This window comes from Acinetobacter sp. NBRC 110496 (assembly GCF_000876115.1).
Taxonomy (GTDB): domain Bacteria; phylum Pseudomonadota; class Gammaproteobacteria; order Pseudomonadales; family Moraxellaceae; genus Acinetobacter.
Genome location: NZ_BBTF01000031.1, coordinates 26,101 through 48,991 on the forward strand (window position 1 = coordinate 26,101; position 22,891 = coordinate 48,991).

Here is a 22,891-nt window from a genome sequence, read left to right on the forward strand (position 1 = left end):
TCTTTTGAATGATGTCATTTCAGCAAATGGCATTTTACTATCTGTAGAATATCGAGTTAGAACATGAGCAAGACCAATTACATTTCTCTAAACCGTTTTGCCTATCAGCTGCCATTTATTGCTAGGAAGCTGCCAAAAATGTTGCAGGGCTTATTGATTACTCAAAATAGCAATGCCAAGTCCAAGACTGGTTTAGGCTGGGCTGTAGAAAAGGCAGCCAAGAAAAACCCTCAAGGTACGGCAGTGCTTTATCAAGATGTAAAACTGAGCTATCAGGAGTTTAATGCTTGGGCTAATCAGATTGCCAACTATTTTAAGGCACAGGGTTTTCGTAAAGGGGATGTCGTTGCTGTTCTAATGGAAAACCGGCCTGAATTATTGGTTTTGGTTGCGGGTTTGGCCAAAATAGGGGGCGTTGCTGCACTGATTAATACTTCACAAAGTGGTCGAGTACTTGAACACAGTATTAATCTGGTTAAGCCAAGAGCAGCAATTGTTGGGCAGGAAATGTATGAAGTACTGGCTCAGTCACAACACAATATTGAATTGACACAGGCTGCAATCTATTGGGTAGCGGATGCGGATACTCGTATTGACGTGGGTTGTGAACCTGAAAATACACAAAACTTGATGCATTTGATTAGAAATTCTGCAAAACATAACCCTGCTACGACCAATAGTATTTGTGGCAGTGATGGTTTATTTCTGATTTATACTTCGGGGACAACAGGTTTACCAAAGGCTGCGATATTTAATCATGCCCGTTTTATGAAAGCTTATGGTGGTTTCGGATATACCTTGCAACTTGATAAAGACGATATTATTTATGTTACATTGCCGCTTTATCATGCAACGGGGATGGTGGTCTGTTGGGGGGCGGCTTTGGCTGGTTATTCCGGCATTGCGTTGCGGCGTAAGTTTTCGGCTTCTGCGTTCTGGAAAGATATTTCTGCGTTTCAGGCAACTGCTTTTGGTTATGTTGGGGAGTTATGCCGATATTTATTGGAGACACCCCCATCAGCATATGATAGTAATCATCGACTGACTAAAATGATTGGTAATGGTTTACGTCCTAATATCTGGATGGAGTTTAAGCAACGTTTTGGTGTGCAACAGGTGATGGAGTTCTATGCCTCATCTGAGGGAAACATTGGTTTTAGCAATGTTTTCAATTTTGATAATACCATGGGCTTTTCACCTATGCCTTATGCTGTGGTGAAATATGATGAGGTGGCTGGCGAACCGCTACGCAATCAACAAGGCCATTTAATTCGTGTTAAACGTAATGAGACAGGTCTGTTGATTGGTAAAATTACCAAAAGAACCCCTTTTGATGGTTACACAGATGCCAGTAAAAGTCAGAGTTCTATGCTTACAGATGTATTTAAACAGGGTGATTGTTACTTTAATACAGGAGATCTGGTCAAGAATATTGGTTTCCGTCATACGCAATTTGTCGATCGTACCGGGGATACCTTTCGCTGGAAAGGTGAAAATGTCTCAACAACAGAAGTTGAAAATATCATTAGCAGTTTGCCATTTGTGCAAGATGCAGTGGTCTATGGTGTTGAAATCGCGGGGACGAATGGGCGCGCAGGGATGGTCGCAATTACACTCGCAGGCGGATCTGCTATCGACAAGATAAAATTAAGCGTGCTGTTAAACCATTTAAAAGACAATTTGCCGAACTATGCGGTCCCACTTTTTGTTCGTATTCGGCAAAATGTGGAAACGACGGCAACATTTAAATATCAGAAGCATAGTTTAAAACAAGAGGCTTTTAATCCTGAAAAAGTGGGCAATGATAGATTGTTTGTGCTATTGCCCAAAGCTCTCCATTTTTCCCCTATAGATCATGTAATCTATGATGCAATTCATCAGGGTGACTATCGTTTTTAATATTTTTTAGTTATTCAATAAGACTCAACTTTAGAACAACCAATTTATTTCTAATTGGAAGCGTTGGATAAAAATTAAATATTGCTCACGCAATTTTAGAGGGCGTATACGCTACTACGCCCTCGACCCATATTGACTTATTTAAACTGGATTGAACCATTGGCACTGACCGTGATTTTTGATTCACCTGCAGCCATGTCCTGTGCTGGTGCAGCTTCAGCCATTGCAAACTTGGCCATGCCACCACGCATCATTGGTTGCGGGAAATAATTGCTGGTATTCAAGTTTAAACTCACAAGATTATATTGGCCTTTATTCCATGCTTGGGTAATGGCTTGAGCACGTTGTTGGAAGTTTTTCGATGCTTCAATCATGAGTTCATTTTCAACTTTTTTACGCTGTTCATCAGAGACAGTGAAGTTAACCGATTGAGTTTGGAAACTCTGTTGCAACTCGCTGATCAACTGACTTGCTGCTTTAAAGTCTTTGCTTTCCAGCTGGATTTCAGCACGAGCACGCCACTCTTTCAATTTATTGCTGTCATTGTCGTACACCGGGTAGGTACTTTGTGCACCTGTTTCGACTTTAACTTGTGGATATTTACGGGCAATCGCTTGCGCCTGATTCATCAGTTGGTTGATCTGGCTAGAGAGCTCTGCAGGTTGTTTGTTACTTTTCTCAATAAATAATACGGCACGCATTTCATCATTGGCGACTTGGCGTGAGGCATCCGCCTGGATATTAACGATGTTGTAGTTCAAATTCTCAGTCTCGTGAGCAAAAAGGTTTGGGCTTAATGCTGCCCCGATCATTAATGTAGCAAGTGCTAAAGTACGCATAAAAATGTCCTTAGAATTGGGTATCGAAAAATTATTTTTACTCGTTCGATATTAAAAAGAACTGATGGTGAACTTCAGCATATTTTGTGGTGACTTTGTAAGGGATTAGCAGTGTTTTGCAACTAAAAAATAAAACAAAAACTATTATAAATGAAAGGATTATATGTATTGATTTGACCATTTATCTAAAAACGCAGGCAGGATTAAAAAAAGCTTACTTTCTTTAGCTTGTCACATAGTATGATGATAATTCATCATAACGATTGGAATGAGACATCTTTTCAATACGTTTAGATGCAGCTAAGACAGAAAAAGTGTTTATTTTATTTCAAAATTAGGTATCATCTCGCTCCTAGTTGAAAGATATAAACAAGTGTCTGCACTAGATTCTAAAAAGCACCGAGTCAAACGACCGCAAGTCACCAGACTTATTTCTTTTACCCATATCAGAGATGGTAATTCGATATGAGCGTTACTTCCGTAAATCCTGCCGCTAATGCAACTAACGAATATTATCTGACTCGCCAAAGTCAGATGGAATCGAATGTTCGTAGTTATCCACGTAAATTACCGTTAGCGATAGCAAAAGCACAAGGCTGTTGGGTTACTGATGTTGAAGGTACAGAGTACCTTGATTGTTTAGCTGGGGCAGGAACATTGGCTTTGGGCCATAATCATCCTGCGGTGATTCAAAGTATTCAAGACACATTGGCAAGTGGTTTGCCATTGCATACTTTAGACTTAACGACTCCTTTAAAAGATGCGTTTACTGAAGCGCTTTTGGCTTATTTGCCAGGTGGTCAAGAAGAATATTGCCTACAGTTCTGTGGTCCATCTGGTGCAGATGGTACAGAAGCAGCGATTAAATTAGCGAAAACTTATACGGGTCGTAGCACAGTGATTAGTTTCTCTGGTGGCTACCATGGTATGACGCACGGCGCACTTGCAATGACAGGTAACTTGTCAGCCAAGAATGCGGTGAATGGCTTAATGCCAGGCGTGCAATTTATGCCATACCCACATGAATATCGTTGCCCACTTGGTTTAGGTGGGGAAGCAGGTGTTGACGCTTTAACTTACTTCTTTGAAAACTTCATTGAAGATGTTGAAAGTGGTGTCACCAAGCCTGCAGCTGTGATCCTTGAAGCGATTCAAGGTGAAGGTGGTGTTGTTACTGCACCAGTAAAATGGTTGCAAAAAATCCGTGAAGTGACTGAAAAGCACAACATCGTTTTAATTTTGGACGAAGTTCAAGCTGGTTTTGCACGTTCAGGTAAAATGTTTGCCTTTGAACATGCAGGAATCGAGCCTGATGTTGTGGTGATGTCTAAAGCGGTAGGTGGTAGCTTACCACTTGCAGTATTGGGTATTAAACGCAAGTTTGATGCTTGGCAGCCTGCAGGTCACACGGGAACTTTCCGTGGTAACCAACTTGCGATGGGTACAGGTTTAGCATCACTTCAAGTGATCAAAGAACAAAACCTTGCTCAAAATGCGCAAGAGCGTGGTGATTTCTTACAAGCCGAGTTCAAGAAACTTGCGCAAGAATTCCCATGTATTGGTAACGTACGTGGTCGTGGTTTGATGATCGGTGTTGAGATCGTTGACGAGCGTAAACCTGCGGACCATATGGGTTCATTACCTGCGGATGCTCAATTGGCTGCTGCGATCCAGACGGCTTGTTTCAACAATAAATTATTGCTTGAAAAAGGTGGTCGTAACGGTACTGTAATTCGTTTACTTTGCCCATTGATTATCAATCAAGAAGAGTGCGTAGAAGCGGTTGCTCGCTTCAAGAAAGCTGTTGCTGAAGCATTGAAAGCAGTACGAGGCTAATTCATGGTTGATTTTGCAGAACATCGTAAAGCGTTACTCTGCAATGATGCTCAATCCATTGCTGACTATCAGTCAGCAATGGGCGAGGCGGTAACGGCCGTTTCAGCATGGTTGCAAAATGATAAAATGTACACGGGTGGCAGCATTAAAGATTTGCGCGAAGCAATTTCTTTTGCTCCTTCAAAACAAGGTTTAGGTGTACAGCAATCATTACAACGTATGGTTGAGCTTTTTCTCAACAAAAGCTTAAAAGTACATCACCCACATTCACTTGCACACTTACACTGCCCAACCATGGTGATGAGCCAGATTGCGGAAGTGTTGATCAATGCAACCAACCAATCAATGGACTCATGGGATCAAAGCCCAGCGGGTTCTTTGATGGAAGTACAACTCATTGATTGGCTTCGTCAAAAAGTGGGTTATGGTGCAGGTCAAGCAGGTGTGTTCACTTCTGGTGGTACACAGTCAAACTTGATGGGTGTATTGCTGGCGCGTGACTGGTGTATCTCGAAAAACTGGAAAGACGAAAATGGCAAGCCATGGTCGGTTCAGCGCGATGGTATCCCAGCAGAAGCGATGAAGAACGTCAAAGTCATCTGTTCTGAAAATGCACATTTCTCTGTGCAAAAGAACATGGCCATGATGGGAATGGGCTTCCAGTCTGTTGTCACTGTTCCTGTGAATGAAAATGCACAGATGGATGTTGATGCACTGGAAAAAACCATGGCACATCTTCAGTCTGAAGGCAAAATCGTAGCCTGTGTTGTTGCAACCGCGGGTACGACAGATGCTGGTGCGATTGATCCACTCAAGACAATCCGTGAAATTACCACTAAATATGGTTCATGGATGCATATCGATGCAGCTTGGGGCGGTGCACTGATTCTTTCAAATGACCATCGTGCAATGTTAGATGGTATTGAATTATCAGACTCAATCACGCTTGATTTCCATAAGCATTATTTCCAAAGCATTAGCTGTGGTGCTTTCTTGTTGAAAGACGAAGCAAACTATCGCTTTATGCATTATGAAGCAGAATATCTAAACTCTGCTTATGATGAAGAACATGGTGTACCTAACCTTGTGTCTAAATCATTACAAACGACACGTCGTTTTGATGCATTGAAATTATGGATGACGGTTGAAGCATTAGGCGAAGAGCTTTATGGTTCCATGATTGATCATGGTGTGAAATTAACACGTGAAGTTGCAGATTATATTAAAGCAACTGCAGGTCTTGAATTGTTGGTTGAACCACAATTCGCTTCAGTCCTGTTCCGTGTGGTACCAGAATCTTATCCTACTGAGTTCATCGATAGCTTAAACCAAAACGTGGCAGATGAATTATTTGCTCGTGGTGAAGCGAATATTGGTGTAACCAAAGTAGGTAATGTTCAATCATTGAAAATGACGACTTTAAGCCCAGTTGCAACGCTTGAAAACGTTCAAAACTTGCTTGCACTTGTGCTTGCTGAAGCTGATCGTATTAAAGATGCAATTGCTGCGGGAACTTATGTTCCAGCGATTGATTAATTTCAGTCTGGCACATCCATCAAAATAAAAAAGAGGTCCGTTCGGGGCCTCTTTTTTATTGCATTTTAAGATTAAATTTAAGCATGGACTAGGCCGCAAAAATTGGATTGAATCCCATTTTTCTTAGCAGTCGACGATACATACTTGAGCTACGGTCAGCGGGGAAGTGTGCTTCCATCGATAAATCCAGGGGGAGATATTCAGGTTTCTGGGTTTCGACAATCAGGCGATCTTCTTCAAAAATCTGTAAATTGAATGCATAGGCATCCTCAACAGGTAAATCTTTATCATAATTACGGCAGATGGGTGCAAATAGGCGAGTTTGTCGCGCACTTACGGGAGAAGCGGCATTCATGATGACCTGTTTAGTTTGATTTGGGAAATGGATGGTCAGTGTTGCCGTAAAAGGCAGGCTGATTTCAAAATGTCTGAGCCAGTTAAAATTGTCTTGCCCGCGTTGCGCTGTCCCGATCGGATAGCGACCGACACTGCTGACATAATCCGCACTGAATCCATAACTGGTTTCTGTGGTGTGATAGTCTGGCACTTCAACATCGTCAGGGTCGCCAAAAGTATCAGGATGTACCCAAGCAAAATGGGCGACATCAATAAACCCTTCTAACTGGCGACCCGCAAAGCAATTTAAATTGACAAATGGACATACCAGTTGTTGGTAGTCTGAATCTTCCCAGTAGGGCATGTTGGGGATAACCGCTTCCTCATCAGGGCGAGCAGCTAAGCAACACCAGATCAGTCCATACCTTTCAGTGGCGGCATAGGTGGTGAGATGAAAGCGCTCAGAGATTTTATGCTGTGGATGTGCTGGAATGCGATTGCATTTTCCCTCATGCCCAAAGCGTAATCCGTGATAGCGACACACGATGCCCTGACCGTCATTATGGCCTAAGCTGAGGGGCACACCGCGATGCGGACAAATATCTTTTGCAACAATCAGTTCATCTGCCATTTTGTAAATCACCAATGGCATATCCAGCAACATGGCTGCTGTTGGCTGTTCCGAAATATCACGGGCAAGCGCGATGGGGTACCAGTGCTGAGCAAGCAGTTGCCAATCGTGCTCTGAAAACGTCATATGTACGGGCAAATCTATAGGATTAAAGCTTGTGATCACTTTGCTATTCATCTTGTTATCTTCTGGCTTATTTGTATTGAATATAACGAAGCCAGCTGTTCTAAGAAATTTCAATTAATTGAATGAAGTGTCGTAACTTTTAGAACGCAGAAGCTGGGCTGAAATTTTTGATGCAATGCCTGAAACTGGCATTGTAGAAGGAAGAGCATTTGACTTGCTGTTTAGATAGATTCTGTCCAGAGTTAATACGATGCTTTTTTATAATAACTCAGTAGAAAAATGTCGCTGTTATGCACAAAATGTGCATTTTAAATCTCAATCAGAAATAATTATGCATAAACTGTGATGCACAAATTCCATATTGTAGTGATAGATGCTCAATATTTTGATGGATAGATGTCATCCATTTTGTACTTGCAACCGCGTAGGTTAGATAAGGCAAAAATCATGATTACAATGAATAGAAGGAACAAGGTATGCAACACTTGAATATGCAAAACCCATTTAAACTCATTATTAACGGTCAATCTTGTCTGGGTGAAGCAGGCGAACTTGAGATTATCAATCCTGCGACAGGTGCAGTTGCAGCACAATGTGCACAAGCTTCGATTGCGCAAGTGAATCAGAGCATCGATGCAGCAAAACAAGCATTTAAATCTTGGCAACACAGTTCCCATCAGGAACGTAAAACCATACTGAATAAGATTGCGGATGGGATTGAGCAACATGCTGAAACTTTGGCTGAACTGATTGTACTCGAGCAGGGCAAACCATTGGCGTTGGCTCAAATGGAAGTACAGGGTGCAATTGGCTGGACACGTTATACCGCAAGTCTAGAGCTGCCAGTTGATGTTATTGAAGACAGCGAACAGAAGCGAATTGAACGCCATTATCAGCCCTTGGGTGTGGTGGCTTCAATCACGCCGTGGAACTGGCCGCTGATGATTGCGGTATGGCATATTATGCCTGCTTTGCGTGCGGGTAATGTGGTGATTAATAAGCCGTCTGAATTTACCCCATTAGCGACTTTGAAACTGTGCGAAATCATCCAGCAAGAAGTGCCCGCGGGCGTGATTTCAATCGTGGTAGGTAAAGGTGATATTGGTGAGGCTTTGTCGAGCCATCCTGATGTCCAGAAAGTTGTTTTTACAGGTTCGACCAAGACGGGTCAGCACATTATGTCTGGAGCCGTAAAAACCTTAAAGCACCTGACCTTAGAACTGGGTGGCAACGATGCAGGAATTGTTTTACCTGATGCCGATCTTGACCAAATTGCCAATCGAATTTTTAACGTCGCATTCTTAAATGCTGGACAAACCTGCGCAGCCTTAAAACGTTTATATGTACATGAAAGCCAATATGAGGCTTTGGCACAAAAACTGGCTGATATTGCCAATGCGCAGGTTGTCGGTGATGGCATGGCATCTGAAACGACCTTCGGGCCAGTGCAAAACCAGTTGCAATACCAGAAAGTCAAAGCCTTGATCACTGATGCGATTGTACAGGGAGCGAATGCTTTATCGGGTGATCAAGCATTACCTGAACAGGGCTATTTTATTGCACCGACTATTCTCACAGGACTGGATGAAACATGCCGCGTCGTACAAGAAGAGCAGTTTGGCCCAGTGTTGCCGATTCTAAAATATACCAGCATTGATGATGCGATCGCACGCGCGAATGCCAGTGAATTCGGGTTGGGCGGTTCAATTTGGTCTTCTAATCTAGATGCTGCAGAGTTTTATGCTTCACAATTACAGTGCGGCACAGTCTGGATCAATACCCATGCTGAAATTGTACCTCATGCACCTTTTGGTGGTTGGAAAATGTCTGGTGTCGGTGCCGAATTTGGTATAGAAGGCTTGTTGGAGAATACCGTTGGGCAAACACTACACATCAATAAACTTTAACTGAGCTTATTTTTAAGGCGGATGTGATATCCGCCTTTTTTATTTTGTTCAATCACTTGGTTTAAGTGGCTGGATGATAGTTATGATTTTTGGATTTGCTAAGGAAGTGATTCTGTTCTTTTATTTTTTTTAACACAATGTAAGATTTTATATGCCCGATAAAGCCATAAGACAATAACCGTTCCGTGACGAACTGGGACAATTGTTCCAGATTTTCTGCAACGACTTTTAAGATAAAATCGGCATCGCCACTGATTGAAAAAGCATCTTGAATATGGTCTTCTGCTTCGATTAAATCCTGAAAAGCTTGTTGTGATTTTGCTTCGTGGATCCTTAAATTAATATGAATCATAGCCGTCACCTCAAAGCCTAAGGCTTGTTGATGAATGCGTGCTGCATAGCCCAAAATCACGCCTTTTTGTTCAAGCAGTTGTCTTCTTCTAGAGCATTGTGAAGCAGATAAACCGATTAAATCTCCAACTTCCTGATTGGTGAGCCGTCCATTCTTTTGTAGGGCCTGAATGATTTGCCAGTCGAACTTATCCATTGCATAAAATCCTTTTATGATACACAAATATTGTATTTTTATTAAAATGCGTTTTTATTATGCACGAAATTTAACAGGTAGATGAAATATTATTTTTCTATGGAATAAAAAATTGACTTGAAAGGATATAAAGCAATGTTCATAGAAATCGGTGATTTTTTAAATCTTCGTCTCAAACAAATGGGTATCCAGCATCTGTTTGGCGTACCTGGTGATTTTAACCTTTCTTATCTCGAACAAGTTGAGGCCGATGCCGAACTTGAATTTATCGGTAACTGTAATGAATTAAATGCGGCTTATGCAGCTGACGGATATGCACGAATCAATGGTTTTGCTGCTTTGACCACGACCTATGGGGTCGGTGATTTAAGTGCGATGAATGGTATTGCAGGCGCTTATGCTGAAAATGTGCCTGTAGTACATATTTCAGGGACTCCACCTCTGCATGTCGTTCAAAAGGGGACCTTAGTCCATCACACCCTGATCGATGGTAACTATGACAACATCATGAACTGCATGAAAGAGTTTACCGTTGCCCAAACGCGCCTGACACCAGCCAATGCCGTCTCTGAAATTGATCGGGTGTTACGTCAATGTTTTCTAGAACGTCGTCCTGTACATATCCAATTGGCATCAGATATCACGCACGTCAAAATTGAGCTTACAGAACGTTCACTCGATTTATCTTATCCAACGGTTGAGCCAGAGTTGTTGCAAAGTGCGGTGAGCAAACTGTGCGAAGTGATTGCACAAGCCAAACGTCCAGCGCTACTGATTGATAATGAAGCTTCGGTTTTTGGGGTGACTTCGTTGCTTAGTGATTTATCACAAAAATGTGCGATCCCTTTTGCCAGTATGCTGACCGCTAAGAATATTATGGATGAAGGTTCAGCCCGTTATGTAGGCACTTATGTCGGTGGCGCAAGTCAGCCGCATGTACGTCATACCATTGAGCAATCCGACTGTCTGATTGGTGTCGGTGTCCGTTTCAGCGATGTCGGAACAGGAGTATTTACCCATCAAATCGCCCCTGAAAACTATATTGAAATCAGACCTTATAGTTTGACGATTTTCGGGCAGGATTTTCCAGGTATTGAAATCGGACAACTGCTGGTGGAGCTGAATAAAAAAGTTGCTCCACGGAAGTTAGCTCAGCCGATGTTGGAGAAGCAAGTACAACAGACCCTAGATGTGCCAGAACAGCAAAAACTCAGTCAAGACATCCTTTGGCACTATGTTGAACGTTTTCTAAAAGAAGATGATGTGATTATTGGTGAGGTGGGGACATCTAACTCTGCCTTGTCTGGGCTAAAGTTACCTGCAACGGCAAAATATATTGCTCAACCACTTTGGGGCTCTATCGGTTATACCTTGCCTGCTTTGTTGGGTAGCTTGCTCGCGGCACCTGAACGCCGTCAAATTCTATTTATGGGGGATGGCTCATTTCAGCTCACTGTGCAGGAGCTTTCGACCATTATTCGTCATGGATTAAAGCCGATTATCTTCTTACTCAATAATGGCGGCTATACCATTGAGCGTTTAATCATGGGGGAAAATGCGGCTTATAACGATATCCAGGACTGGAATTATACTGAGATTCCTCGGGTGTTTAATGGCAGTCAAGACTATAAAAGTTGTGTCGTAGAAACCGTAGGGCAGTTAAAGCAGGTCTTGGACAATATGCATCAGTTCGACGGAATGAGCTTTATTGAACTCAAACTACCTGCCATGGATGCCCCATCCAGCTTGAAAAAATTTGCGTCGGTGATTGCGCGTTTTGATTATGGTGATCGCGGTTATGAAATATTAAAGCAACGCGCCCAAGCATTGCCGTGTAAAAAAGCGATTTCCTTCTGATCTGAAGGAAAGTGAAAAATCTTCAAATTTATAAATTCATAAGAGAGCGCATCTGATTCGAAGTTCGATGTTGAGCTTCGGATTCAGCGCTGCATAAAAAGGTGTACAGGATGTGACACACACATTGGAGATAAATTGATGGATGCAAATCATACACATGAGTTAAAACAAGGACTGTCCAATCGACATATTCAACTGATTGCGCTCGGCGGTGCGATTGGGACGGGGCTGTTCCTAGGTCTTTCCCAAACCATCAAACTGGCAGGACCGTCTATTTTATTAGGTTATGCGATTGCAGGCGTGATTGCGTTTTTAATTATGCGCCATTTAGGCGAAATGGTGGTGGAAGAGCCTGTCAGTGGTTCCTTTAGTTATTTTGCCAACAAGTACTGGGGCAGAATGGCTGGTTTTATGTCAGGCTGGAATTATTGGGTGCTGTATGTATTGGTCAGTATGGCAGAGTTGAGTGCGATTGGTACCTTTATTCAGTTTTGGTGGCCAGATGTGCCCACATGGCTGACTGCCTTGATTTTCTTTATCTTGATTAACGGAATTAATCTGGTGAACGTTAGATTCTTTGGTGAGTCTGAGTTTCTGTTTTCCTGTATCAAGATTGTTGCGATTTTAAGTATGATTGGCTTTGGTGCTTATCTATTGCTTTCCGGCTCGGCTGGTCCTCAAGCTGGTATTGCCAATTTATGGCAGCATGGTGGCTTTTTCCCACATGGTACGCATGGCTTTATTATGGCACTGGCGGTGATCATGTTTGCTTTTGGTGGACTTGAGCTGATTGGGATTGCAGCAGCAGAAACCAAAAAACCTGAAACCACTATTCCGAAAGCAGTCAATCAGATCGTGTACCGCATTTTAATCTTTTATATTGGTGCAATCGGGATTCTTCTATGCCTTTATCCGTGGAATATGGTAGCGGAAGGGGGTAGCCCATTTGTGTTGATCTTCCAGTCGCTGAACAGTAATGGTGTTGCCAATGTGCTGAATTTTGTGGTGCTGATTGCTGCAGTGTCTGTGTATAACAGCTGTATTTATTGTAATAGTCGTATGCTGCACGGTTTGGCTGAGCAGGGTAATGCGCCTGCCATACTGAAAAAAGTCAATGCGCGTGGTATTCCAGTGCCTGCGGCTCTAGTTTCTGCTTCGATTACAGCGATCTGTGTGGTTGTGAACTATCTTATTCCAGGTCAAGCATTTCAGTTATTTATGATGTTGGTGGTTGCAGCACTGGTGATCAACTGGTTAATGATTTCTGTCACGCATTTAAAATTTAGCAAGGCCATGCGACTCAAGCAGCATCAAACCAAGTTTAAAAGCATCTTGAGCCCATGGAGTAATTATCTCACCATTGGCTTTGTCTGTTTCATTCTGATTATTATGGCCATGACACCTGATATGCGCTTGGCTGTGATTCTTGGTCCGATCTGGCTCGCGATTCTGGCAGCGATGTATTTCTTTAAATACCGTAAAAAAATAGTCGTTTTACCTGAAGTGCAATCCAATTTATAAATCATAAAAGGCACAGTTATGTGCCTTTTTTATTGCATCGATGTTGTATCGATCTAGAAGGGTGGAAACTTGTCCTGAACTAGATTGAGTTGAATCCCATGTTCTAAATAGGCTTTCAAGCTATCTACGACAGTAGTGAAGCCACCAGTATTATCAATAATAAAGGCAATCAGCTCATCACCTTGTAAGGGGATATTATAATTTTGAATTCTGAGATAGGTTTGATCGTCATTGATCGCTTCAAAGATAAAGTCTACGGTACTGCTCGGTTCACCCCACTGAATCTGAATCAATTCATTGCTAATGATTTTCCTCACAAAGATGGGTGTTGAAAGCTGATATTTTTTCCATGTCCATTCAACACCTTGCCATTTACCAGTCGATGCACTGAACCAGAATTTTGACGTGATTTCAGGGTTAATAAAGGCTGTAAAAACTTGGGTGGTGGGTTTACGAATCAGCATTTGTGTTTCAATTGTGACAGGATTTAGCATTGTAGCTGTCCTTTTTTATAGAGAATTGTCATAAAACATATATAAACTAGTCACAGTTATTAAGGTGCTTTCTGTGAAGAAAGATATATGTTAAGTTTTATATTTATCAATAAAATCAATTGTTAATCATCTGTTTTAAATGACTCTAAAACATCTTTACTGCAAAAGTGGAGTGAAAAACAAGCATTTGTGACGAATAACTTGCCAAAAGCTAATTGTGAAAAATGGCTATCACAAAAGCGTCATAAAGTTGTCACTTAATTGTCATATTATCTGCTCAAAATGCAGTTAACCAAAGTACAACACTTAACTTGAAAAGAGTTGTAAACCAAATTGCATAAATGAGAGAAAATAGAATGCGCTTAAATCCACGTCACATCGCAATTGCATTAGCTGTATCAGGGGCAACTGTTGTAACGACTGCAAATGCAGCTCGTGAAACGATTCAAATTGCTGGTTCATCTACTGTATTACCTTTTGCAAGTATTGTTGCTGAAGAGTTTGGCAATACTTTCCCTCAGTTTAAAGCACCTGTTGTTGGCTCAGGCGGTACAGGTGGTGGTTTGAAACAATTCTGTCAAGGTGTGGGCGATAACACCATCGACATCGCAAATGCTTCGCGTAAAATTAAAGATACAGAGCTTGATGCGTGTAAAAAATCTGGCGTAAACCAAGTACAAGAAATCAAAGTAGGTTACGACGGGATTGTATTCGCTTCAAATGTAAAAAAAGCGGCATATAAACTAAAACCTGTTCATGTATTCACTGCATTGGCAGCACAATTACCTTCAAATGGTAAATTAGTTCCAAACCCATATACCACTTGGAACCAAATCGACAAATCACTACCAAATGAACCAATTACTTTGGTTATTCCTGCATCAAACCATGGTACTCGTGAAGTATTCCAAGAAAAAATGATCGATGCGGGTTGTGAATCATTTGATTACTTTAAAAACCTGGATAAAGAAGAGCAAAAGAAAGCATGCTCTAACTTCCGTAAAGACGGTCGTGTGATTGAAATTTCAGGTGACTATACTGAAACACTTGCTCGCTTAAAAACTTCTCCAAGTGCGGTGGGCGTGTTTGGTTTAGGTTTCTATGATTCAAACCGTGATAAGTTACGTGTAGCAACAGTGAACGGTGTAACACCGTCTGAGAAAACTGTACTGGATGGTAGCTATCTCGTTTCTCGCCCGTTATTTTTCTATGTAAAAGGCGAACATTTGAAATCGATCAAGGGCTTATCTCAATATGCAGAATTCTTCTTGAACAAGAAAATTTCTGGTAAAGGTTCTAAGTTAGAAAAAGCGGGCTTGATTCCTTTAAGCGACAAAGAGCGTGCCAAAATCCTTGCTGATTTCAAAGCCGGTAAATCAGTTAAGTAACATTGTTAAAAGGGAGGCTGGTGAGACTTAGGTTCATCAGCCTTTTTGTCTAGCTAAGTTTTTTCAAATCATGAAAATTGAGAAAACAGTGGAGATTACATGAATCTGCTACTTATCGGTGTGTTATTAGCCCTTGTGGCCATTGCATATCAAATCGGGCTGAGCAAAAGCCGTAACCTAGCAGGTAAGGGAAATAACTCAGCAGCACTACATTCTCGCCCTGGTTATTATGGGACATTGGTTGCTTTGTGGTGTGGTGTTCCTGCTTTTTTAATTTTGATCATTTGGAACTTGGTAGAACCGAGCGTTTTACAACATATTATTTTCAATAATATCCCAGCTTCTGTAAGTTCGACTCTGGATGGTGCAGGGCGCGATGTCTTGACCAGTCGAGTAAAGGCAATTGCATCTGGTTTTGGGGTGACTGACCAGCCTGCAGCTTATGAGATTGTAGCAGCACAACAACTGGCAAAATTTCAAACGATTGGTTCTTTTGCAAAGATCGCAGTGGTGATCAGTGCAGCTCTTGCAGGTTTGGTCTGGGCAAAACGTCATGTGAGCCAGCAATTCCGTGCACGTAATCAAGTTGAAAAAGCCATTAATGTCGGCTTAATCCTGTGTTCTGGTGTTGCGATTTTGACAACGATCGGAATCGTTTTATCAATGTTGAATGAAGCTTTGCATTTTTTCCGTTTTGTTAGTCCATTTGATTTCTTTTTCGGGACTGAATGGAATCCAGGTTTCAGTACATCAGGCAATGCAGAAGGCAGTTATGGCATTTTACCCTTAATTTGGGGCACCTTGATGGTGAGTGGTATAGCCTTACTTGTGGCCGTGCCGATTGGCTTAATGATTGCAATCTACTTGGCTGAATATGCATCATCAAGTTTACGTTCTTGGGCTAAACCTGCGATTGAAGTGTTGGCGGGTATTCCAACTATCGTCTATGGTGTATTTGCACTGATGATTATTGGTCCATTCTTCAAAATGCTGGGGGAGCATGTTGGATTACATATTAATGCAACCAGTGCACTCACCGCAGGTTTTGTGATGGGGATTATGATTATCCCGTTTGTCTCATCACTGTCTGACGACATTATTACGCAAGTTCCTCGTGCGTTACGTGATGGTTCACTGGGCTTAGGGGCAACAAAATCAGAAACGATTCGTCAGGTAGTTTTACCTGCCGCATTACCCGGGATTGTTGGCGCATTTTTATTAGCGGCATCCCGTGCAATCGGTGAAACCATGATTGTGGTACTCGCTGCCGGAAATAGCCCATTACTACACGTTAATCCATTAGAAGCAGTTTCTACGGTTACAGTGACGATTGTGAACCAGTTAACTGGCGATACTGATTTTGCCAGCCCACAAGCACTGGTGGCATTTGCCCTTGGTCTGACGTTGTTTGTCATCACGTTGGGTTTAAACATTATTGCACTGTACATCGTGCGTAAATATCGTGAGCAATACGAATGAGTTCATCAAATACAACTTCTCTGGATCCGAATAGCTTAGATCCACAAGTGGCTGCTGAACAACGTGAACAGCGCAAAAGAAAAATTCAAAGCTCTTTAGCCAAGCGTCATCGCCGTGAAAAAACATTTCGTTTTGCGGGTTTCTCCGCAGTTGTGATTGGTCTAGCCTTTGTTGCTTTACTCTTCAGTAGTATTTTAAGTAAAGGTTTACCTGCCTTTTGGCAAAACAGTATTACGGTACCTATCTATTTTGACCCAGCCATTATCAATGCTGGTGCAAAACCAAAACCAACGCCAGGTGAAACACCTGCACATTTCGAAGAGCGTTTTGTGGCTTGGCAAACTGAGATGGGGATGGTGGACTGGGATGCTTTAATCGTCAATGGTATGGTGGCGAAAGATAAAACTTTAGAATCTCAGCGCGATTATTTGGGCAGTTTATATACCAGTTCTGAGGCCTATCGTTTACGTGATATGGTATTGAAAAATCCAGCTTTAGTTGGCAGTAAGCAAGAGATCAAATTCTTGGCTGATGCCAATGTGGATGTTTGGTTAGCAGGCAATATTGATCGTTCATTGCCAGATGATCAGCAGCAACTTGAACCTGAGGTACGTCAACTCGCAGATAAATTGAAAGCAGAAGGAATCATCAAGAGTACTTTTAATACCAATTTATTTGTCAGTCCAGACTCACGAAGTTCGCCAGCAACAAGTGGTTTGGCTGGTGCTTTCATGGGTTCGTTATTCATGATGCTCATTGTTATTGCCATTTCGATTCCAATTGGTGTTGCGAGTGCAATCTATCTTGAAGAATTTGCACCCAAGAATATGATGACCGATATCATTGAAGTTAACATTAACAACTTGGCTGCGGTTCCTTCGATTGTATTTGGTTTGTTAGGTGCTGCTATCTTTATTGGCTGGATGCATTTACCGCTATCTGCACCATTGGTGGGGGGGCTGGTGCTTAGCTTAATGACCTTGCCTACTGTGATTATTACCACACGCGCCTCATTAAAAGCCGTACCGCCATCGATTCGTCAAGCCGCACTTGGTCTTGGGGCATCAAAAGTACAAACCATTTTCCATCATGTCTTGCCATTAGCATTGCCAGGTATTTTAACTGGGGCAATTATTGGTGTCGCTCAAGCTTTGGGTGAAACAGCACCATTACTGTTAATTGGGATGAGTGCATTTGTTGCCAATATCCCTGCCACACCGCTGGATCAAGCAACGGCCTTACCTGTACAAATTTATTTATGGCAAGGTAATGAATTGCGTAACTTCTTTGAAGGACGTACCGCAGCAGCGATTATTGTATTACTTGCACTCATGATTGGTTTAAACGGCCTTGCTATTTGGCTCCGTAAGAAATTTGAAGTGCGTTGGTAATAGAGGAGAGTACAATGAATACGATTGATATTATGAACGCCGTAGAAAAGGATAAATCAGTGAATCCACAGCAAACAGAATTTACTTCACCTGAAGGGCAAGTTCAGCAATCGAACACGGCATTTGTTTCTCAGTTCGAAACGGCTGCTTCGAATAAAAAGCCAAAAACCAGTGAAGTGAAAATCAGTACCAAAGATGTTCATGTTTACTATGGTGATTCTGAAGCGATTAAAGGGATTGACCTAGATGTCTACCAAAATGAAGTGATTGCTTTCATTGGTCCATCAGGTTGTGGTAAATCGACATTCTTGCGTACCTTGAATCGTATGAATGACACTATTGATAGCTGTCGCGTGACGGGTAAGGTCACTTTAGATAATCAAGATATCTATGATCCAAACCTTGATGTGGTGTTGCTGCGTGCTCAAGTGGGCATGGTGTTCCAAAAGCCAAATCCATTTCCAAAGTCTATTTTTGACAATGTTGCTTATGGCCCTAAATTGCATGGCCTAGCACGTGATAAATATGATTTAGAAGAAATCGTGGAAAATAGCTTGCGTAAAGCAGGCTTATGGGATGAGGTTAAAGATCGTTTAAGCCAGCCAGGTACAGGTTTGTCAGGTGGTCAGCAACAGCGGTTATGTATTGCGCGTACCATTGCCGTGAGCCCGGAAGTGATCTTGATGGATGAACCATGTTCGGCACTTGATCCAATTGCAACAGCAAAAATTGAAGAGTTGATTTCTGAGTTGTCAGAACAATTTACGATTGCAATTGTAACGCACTCAATGCAACAAGCGGCGCGTGTCTCTGACCGTACTGCTTATTTCCATTTGGGTGACTTGATTGAAGTGAACTCGACTGAAAAAGTATTTACTCAACCAGATCATCAGTTAACTGAAGCTTATATTACAGGGCGTTTTGGTTAATCTGGATCAGATCAATCAAAGGGCCTGCGGGCCCTTTTTTGTTATAGCGATGAAAATGAGTCTATTTTGCAAAATCGCTATTGAATTTTTATTGAGCAGACCACATCTTAGGTAAATAATGCCGAACTTATAGAGCACATACTTTATGTTATTCCATTTACCTAAATTTCCTGCTGAAATACGTATTAGTCATTTAAATGCGCGTGTGAATGAACAAAGAAAAAAAATTGCGCAAACTACAGCATCTCGTCTGGAGTTATTACAGCTGGTTCAACAATTAGCGAAAGAAGCGAAAGTTCGTAAAAAGAATGATCAAAAAATTTATGTCCTCGATTTTAAGGGCGATGTACAGGCTTCCGCTGTTGATACCATTCGTGAAGAAATTACTTTGATTTTGGCAACTGCGAAAGCAGGGCATGACCGTGTTGTGGTTCGTCTGGAAAGCCCAGGCGGTATGGTGCATGGCTATGGTCTGGCTGCAGCTCAGTTGGTGCGCTTACGTGACGCAGGGTTCCATGTCACTATTTGTGTAGATAAAGTGGCGGCAAGTGGCGGTTATATGATGGCATGTATCGCCAATGAAATCATTTCTGCGCCTTTCGCAGTTGTTGGGTCGATTGGTGTGGTTGCACAAGTACCAAACTTCAATCGTTTGCTCAAGCAGCATAATGTCGATTTTGAACTTTACACGGCTGGTGAGTATAAACGTACTGTGACCATGTTCGGTGAAAATACCCCAGAAGGTAAAGCGAAGTTTGAAGAAGAGTTACAGCAGACACATTCACTATTTAAACACTTCGTTGAAAAATATCGTCCGCAGTTGGACGTTGCAAAAGTGGCAACGGGTGAACACTGGTATGGTGAGGATGCACGTGAGTTGAATTTGGTGGACAAACTGCAAACCTCTGATGAGTATTTATTAAGCTTGCTTGGCAAGCATGATATTTATGTGATTAATACGCGTAAACGTCCAACTTTGGGTGAAAAACTAGGTTTACAGGCGGCTCAAATGGCTGAGAACTTGATTCCTGCTGTCATGGGTAAAATTACAGATAGCTTAGCTAAAGCCAACAGTACACTGGTACAAATGCGTGATCCAAAATTCTAATTCGAATTTGCTAAAAAACCAGTCCTATCGGGCTGGTTTTTTTATTTAGTCAGAATCAATTTCTGTATATTTTATGCTTGGGATTTGAATGTTTGGTGAATTAAACAAACATGACAAAACTTTTGATCGAAGAGATTGTGGCAATTCAGATCATTTGATATTTTAACTGCAAGATGAATTACTTAATTATTCATTAATCTAAAAAGTACTTAAAAATATAATTGATAAGTGAGCATAATAATGACAAGAGTCGTTGTTTTTTCAAAGAAAAACTCGAATGTTTTACAGGATGCGCAATTGCAAAAAGTGCTATTAGACCAGCCCTCAATTGTGCAAATTGGTGTAAATCAGGGTGATATTAAATCAATTGTCAAACAGGGTAATGATCTTGTTATTACGCTAAAAAGTGGTGAGAAAATCATTGTCAGTGATTTTTATAACGAAGCCAATCTCACAGAGCACAGTTTGGCCCTTTCTAAAGGTGATGGGACTTATGCTGTTGCGGAGTTCGATGATTCAGGAAAGTTTGTGCGTTATTCAACGATGACACAAGCGACTCAGCTTCAACATACAGCGATGACGACACAAGCTGCATCTGCTTCGGCTGCTGCTGATGAATCGGGGATTAGTAAATCACAGTTGCTCAAAGTTGGTCTGGCAGCCTTAGCCGCTGAAGGTGTGTATCTATGGGCTGTAAAAGATGATGATGCAGGCAAGAACAAAAGTACGCAACCAATTGACATTACACCACCAGTTACCCCAACTGCAAACTTAGGTGCAGATACTCAAACGATTACAGGTAAAACAGAAGCCCAAGCAAAAATTGTAATTAGAGACGCTGTAGGTAAAGTGATTGCAACTGGCCAAGCCGATGCAGAAGGAAACTATAGTGTTAAATTGGATCAGCCTTTGGTCAATGGTGGAAAGGTGAGTGTGACTGCCGTCGATAATGCAGGCAATGTCTCGAAAGCAACTGTGGTAACAGGCAATAAAGATACCATTGCACCCGACGCACCAACAGCACAACTCAATGCAGACGGTACCATTGTCACAGGTAAGGCAGAAGCAAATGCCAAAGTATCCATTTATGATGCTGACGGTAAACTCCTTGGCTCTGTCACCGCAAATAAAGAAGGTTTATATTCAATCAATGTGTCACCAGCATTAACAAGTGAAAAAGGCGGAACCGTTATTGCTGAAGATGCTGCCGGAAACAAGTCAAAACCTTCTCAGGTCTTTGCTGGAAAAGATACTGTAGCACCAGACCAACCGCTAGTTGAGGTTAATAAAGAAGGGAACTCTATTCAGGGGCGGACAGAAGCCAATGGCAAAATACAAATTAAAAATGCAGATGGACAAATTATCGGTAGTGGAACGGCAGATGCCCAAGGCAAATTTCAGATTACACTTTCACCTGCCTTAACGACGGATCAAAAAGCTTCTCTTGTTGTAGAGGATGCTGCGGGCAATCAGTCTAAGCCACTTGAAATAACAGCCGGAAAAGATACCATTGCCCCTGATAAAGCTGTTGCTGAAATCAATGCGGCTGGGGATACTGTGACTGGAACGGCAGAAGCAAACAGTAAGATTGAAATTAGAAGTGCTGATGGTAAAACATTGTATGGTTCAGGTACGGTGGGAGCAGACGGAAAGTTTACGATTACGTTATCATCGGCGCTAACCGATAAAAATATCGGTAAAATTTACATCATAGACGCTGCCGGCAATCGTTCTGATGCGACTGATGTTATTGGAACAAAAGACACGATTGCACCGAATAAACCCATACTACAAACGGTGACAGATGACGTTGGCCCAGTAAAAGGCCCGATTGTTGCTGGTGGTGATACCGATGATACAAAGCCAACCTTATCAGGCATAGGTGAAGCAAAGGCGCTACTGACGGTCTATGATAATGGTCAGCCAATTGGAACTGTAACGGTTGGAGATAATGGCAAATGGAGCTTTAATGTTAATCAGGATTTAAGTTTAGGGACACATAAAATTACTTTAACATTGACTGATGCTGCGGGAAATATAAGTGAAGTCAGTGATGCATTTAGTTTTAATGTGGTGGCACCCGTTGCTAAAGCATCTTTGGCAGATACGGTTGATCTGAATTCGCTTCACGGTAATCTGCCAGAGACTGCAGTGATGAATACTGAAAAAGCGAATTTGAATGAGTTATTACCTTCTTCAGTTCAAACATCAAATCAGTTGGATAGCGTTTTGGATCAACTGCTTAGCAACCACAATGTGACGCCTGTAACAACAAATACAAGTAATTCTGCTTTGGTTCATTCTGATTATGCACAAACCGTCAAGGTGGATCCGCTGGATCAACTGGCCGTGCTGCAACATTCCATTATTTAACCGATGTCCTATAGAAACGCTTATTTTTGAATAAGCGTTTTATCTTTGAGTAGCTGGATGCTACCCATCAAGATTGCCCCGATGGTTGCAAGCAACATATCTTTATGTGCATCCCAAATATCGCCTTGTTGACCATTATAATTTTCAGCATCTTCAGGGGACAAACTGATTGCTATCCACCATTCAATCAATTCATAAAACATGCTGGATGCCATGACAAATTGAATAACAAGTAAAAATAGGGTCAATGATTTGGCTGAAGGTAACCAGACTTGAAAGCCACGGTAAAAGAAAGGGTAGAGCAGAAGTCCATACGCAAAATGAACCAGCCGATCATACATGTTGCGTGACCAACCCATACTTTTATTCAAGTCAAAATCAAAAATCTGTCCAATCCAGTCATTATACGGGACATAAGAATATAAGTAGTGCGCGCCCAAAATATGGATCAGAAGAAAGCCGAGGTAGAGACAAAAACAATAAAAGCTGAGACCAATCTTTTTCATCGCGATGATGAGTATGATCAGCATCAAAACGGTACCGGCTTGATGGAGTAAATAGGCTTCAAACTCAAGAGGCTGAATACTTGCAATCGCAACCGCCAGAAGTACAGTTACAAGTGCAAGATAATGTTTTAACCCCAGTTGTTTTTCGATCATGCTGTATCCTAAGTTACAGTCAGGCAAATTATTTA

17 protein-coding genes are annotated in these 22,891 nt (G+C 41.8%); 12 read left to right on the forward strand and 5 right to left on the reverse strand.

Annotation, left to right across the window (positions count from 1 at the left end):
• Positions 1–63 precede the first annotated feature (63 nt).
• Positions 64–1,899 carry a long-chain-acyl-CoA synthetase gene (locus tag Aba26S_RS14275; RefSeq protein WP_005243352.1) on the forward strand — a complete coding sequence of 612 codons (1,836 nt, stop codon included), beginning with the start codon at positions 64–66 and terminating at the stop codon, positions 1,897–1,899.
• Between the two features lie 137 nt (positions 1,900–2,036).
• Here Aba26S_RS14275 and Aba26S_RS14280 read toward each other — a convergent pair whose 3' ends face one another.
• Complete coding sequence (locus Aba26S_RS14280) at positions 2,037–2,738, reverse strand: SIMPL domain-containing protein (RefSeq protein WP_005243350.1); 702 nt, start codon at positions 2,736–2,738, stop codon at positions 2,037–2,039.
• Between the two features lie 465 nt (positions 2,739–3,203).
• On the opposite strand from Aba26S_RS14280, the gene Aba26S_RS14285 reads away from it, so the two are divergent.
• Both Aba26S_RS14285 and Aba26S_RS14290 read left to right on the forward strand, forming a co-directional pair.
• Entirely contained in the window at positions 3,204–4,574 is a 1,371-nt protein-coding gene (locus tag Aba26S_RS14285; protein WP_004652118.1) for a diaminobutyrate--2-oxoglutarate transaminase, read from the forward strand.
• Positions 4,575–4,577: 3 nt separating this feature from the next.
• Positions 4,578–6,110 carry an aspartate aminotransferase family protein gene (locus Aba26S_RS14290; RefSeq protein WP_005243348.1) on the forward strand — a complete coding sequence of 511 codons (1,533 nt, stop codon included), beginning with the start codon at positions 4,578–4,580 and terminating at the stop codon, positions 6,108–6,110.
• Positions 6,111–6,198: 88 nt separating this feature from the next.
• Here Aba26S_RS14290 and Aba26S_RS14295 read toward each other — a convergent pair whose 3' ends face one another.
• Complete coding sequence (locus Aba26S_RS14295; RefSeq protein ID WP_005243347.1) at positions 6,199–7,254, reverse strand: aromatic ring-hydroxylating dioxygenase subunit alpha; 1,056 nt, start codon at positions 7,252–7,254, stop codon at positions 6,199–6,201.
• Positions 7,255–7,679: 425 nt separating this feature from the next.
• Here Aba26S_RS14295 and Aba26S_RS14300 point away from each other — a divergent pair, with 425 nt between their 5' ends.
• Positions 7,680–9,110, forward strand: a complete 1,431-nt coding sequence (locus Aba26S_RS14300; protein WP_043972914.1) for an aldehyde dehydrogenase family protein — start codon at positions 7,680–7,682, stop codon at positions 9,108–9,110.
• Positions 9,111–9,171: 61 nt separating this feature from the next.
• On the opposite strand, the gene Aba26S_RS14305 is transcribed toward Aba26S_RS14300, so the two are convergent.
• Positions 9,172–9,657 (reverse strand): Lrp/AsnC family transcriptional regulator, encoded by a 486-nt coding sequence (locus Aba26S_RS14305; protein WP_005243345.1) that lies wholly within the window; start codon positions 9,655–9,657, stop codon positions 9,172–9,174.
• Positions 9,658–9,792: 135 nt separating this feature from the next.
• Here Aba26S_RS14305 and Aba26S_RS14310 point away from each other — a divergent pair, with 135 nt between their 5' ends.
• Positions 9,793–11,514: an alpha-keto acid decarboxylase family protein gene (locus tag Aba26S_RS14310; protein ID WP_005243344.1), complete on the forward strand. Its 1,722-nt coding sequence runs from the start codon at positions 9,793–9,795 to the stop codon at positions 11,512–11,514.
• A 138-nt stretch (positions 11,515–11,652) separates the two neighbouring features.
• The gene (locus Aba26S_RS14315) at positions 11,653–13,035 is read left to right on the forward strand and encodes an amino acid permease (protein ID WP_005243343.1); all 1,383 of its coding nucleotides are present in this window, start codon (positions 11,653–11,655) and stop codon (positions 13,033–13,035) included.
• Positions 13,036–13,088: 53 nt separating this feature from the next.
• Here Aba26S_RS14315 and Aba26S_RS14320 read toward each other — a convergent pair whose 3' ends face one another.
• Positions 13,089–13,529, reverse strand: coding sequence for an SRPBCC domain-containing protein (locus tag Aba26S_RS14320; RefSeq protein ID WP_005243342.1), 441 nt, complete (start codon positions 13,527–13,529; stop codon positions 13,089–13,091).
• Between the two features lie 356 nt (positions 13,530–13,885).
• Between Aba26S_RS14320 and Aba26S_RS14325 the strand changes: the two genes are divergently transcribed.
• From Aba26S_RS14325 to blp2, 6 genes are all read left to right on the forward strand, one after another.
• Positions 13,886–14,917, forward strand: coding sequence for a substrate-binding domain-containing protein (locus Aba26S_RS14325; protein ID WP_005243341.1), 1,032 nt, complete (start codon positions 13,886–13,888; stop codon positions 14,915–14,917).
• Positions 14,918–15,016: 99 nt separating this feature from the next.
• Positions 15,017–16,396 (forward strand): phosphate ABC transporter permease subunit PstC, encoded by a 1,380-nt coding sequence (pstC, locus tag Aba26S_RS14330; RefSeq protein ID WP_005243339.1) that lies wholly within the window; start codon positions 15,017–15,019, stop codon positions 16,394–16,396.
• Entirely contained in the window at positions 16,393–17,787 is a 1,395-nt protein-coding gene (gene pstA / locus Aba26S_RS14335; RefSeq protein ID WP_005243337.1) for a phosphate ABC transporter permease PstA, read from the forward strand. Before pstC ends, pstA begins: the two co-directional genes overlap by 4 nt.
• A gap of 14 nt (positions 17,788–17,801) precedes the next feature.
• Positions 17,802–18,716: a phosphate ABC transporter ATP-binding protein PstB gene (gene pstB, locus Aba26S_RS14340; RefSeq protein ID WP_005243335.1), complete on the forward strand. Its 915-nt coding sequence runs from the start codon at positions 17,802–17,804 to the stop codon at positions 18,714–18,716.
• A gap of 145 nt (positions 18,717–18,861) precedes the next feature.
• Positions 18,862–19,824 carry a protease SohB gene (gene sohB, locus Aba26S_RS14345; RefSeq protein WP_005243333.1) on the forward strand — a complete coding sequence of 321 codons (963 nt, stop codon included), beginning with the start codon at positions 18,862–18,864 and terminating at the stop codon, positions 19,822–19,824.
• A gap of 240 nt (positions 19,825–20,064) precedes the next feature.
• Entirely contained in the window at positions 20,065–22,197 is a 2,133-nt protein-coding gene (blp2, locus tag Aba26S_RS14350) for an Ig-like repeat protein Blp2 (RefSeq protein WP_005243332.1), read from the forward strand.
• Positions 22,198–22,217: 20 nt separating this feature from the next.
• Here blp2 and Aba26S_RS14355 read toward each other — a convergent pair whose 3' ends face one another.
• Entirely contained in the window at positions 22,218–22,856 is a 639-nt protein-coding gene (locus Aba26S_RS14355) for a DUF2238 domain-containing protein (protein WP_005243330.1), read from the reverse strand.
• Positions 22,857–22,891: the final 35 nt, after the last annotated feature.

Bases quoted from the DNA above. Each gene is read 5' to 3' on its own strand.
- pstC (WP_005243339.1), top strand. From the start codon at position 15,017: ATGAATCTGCTACTTATCGGTGTGTTATTAGCCCTTGTGGCCATTGCA.
- pstB (WP_005243335.1), top strand. From the start codon at position 17,802: ATGAATACGATTGATATTATGAACGCCGTAGAAAAGGATAAATCAGTG.
- Aba26S_RS14300 (WP_043972914.1), top strand. From the start codon at position 7,680: ATGCAACACTTGAATATGCAAAACCCATTTAAACTCATTATTAACGGT.
- Aba26S_RS14280 (WP_005243350.1), bottom strand. From the start codon at position 2,738: ATGCGTACTTTAGCACTTGCTACATTAATGATCGGGGCAGCATTAAGC.
- Aba26S_RS14290 (WP_005243348.1), top strand. From the start codon at position 4,578: ATGGTTGATTTTGCAGAACATCGTAAAGCGTTACTCTGCAATGATGCT.
- Aba26S_RS14275 (WP_005243352.1), top strand. From the start codon at position 64: ATGAGCAAGACCAATTACATTTCTCTAAACCGTTTTGCCTATCAGCTG.
- Aba26S_RS14325 (WP_005243341.1), top strand. From the start codon at position 13,886: ATGCGCTTAAATCCACGTCACATCGCAATTGCATTAGCTGTATCAGGG.
- blp2 (WP_005243332.1), top strand. From the start codon at position 20,065: ATGACAAGAGTCGTTGTTTTTTCAAAGAAAAACTCGAATGTTTTACAG.
- Aba26S_RS14355 (WP_005243330.1), bottom strand. From the start codon at position 22,856: ATGATCGAAAAACAACTGGGGTTAAAACATTATCTTGCACTTGTAACT.
- Aba26S_RS14295 (WP_005243347.1), bottom strand. From the start codon at position 7,254: ATGAATAGCAAAGTGATCACAAGCTTTAATCCTATAGATTTGCCCGTA.
- Aba26S_RS14315 (WP_005243343.1), top strand. From the start codon at position 11,653: ATGGATGCAAATCATACACATGAGTTAAAACAAGGACTGTCCAATCGA.
- pstA (WP_005243337.1), top strand. From the start codon at position 16,393: ATGAGTTCATCAAATACAACTTCTCTGGATCCGAATAGCTTAGATCCA.
- Aba26S_RS14320 (WP_005243342.1), bottom strand. From the start codon at position 13,529: ATGCTAAATCCTGTCACAATTGAAACACAAATGCTGATTCGTAAACCC.
- Aba26S_RS14285 (WP_004652118.1), top strand. From the start codon at position 3,204: ATGAGCGTTACTTCCGTAAATCCTGCCGCTAATGCAACTAACGAATAT.
- Aba26S_RS14305 (WP_005243345.1), bottom strand. From the start codon at position 9,657: ATGGATAAGTTCGACTGGCAAATCATTCAGGCCCTACAAAAGAATGGA.
- Aba26S_RS14310 (WP_005243344.1), top strand. From the start codon at position 9,793: ATGTTCATAGAAATCGGTGATTTTTTAAATCTTCGTCTCAAACAAATG.
- sohB (WP_005243333.1), top strand. From the start codon at position 18,862: ATGTTATTCCATTTACCTAAATTTCCTGCTGAAATACGTATTAGTCAT.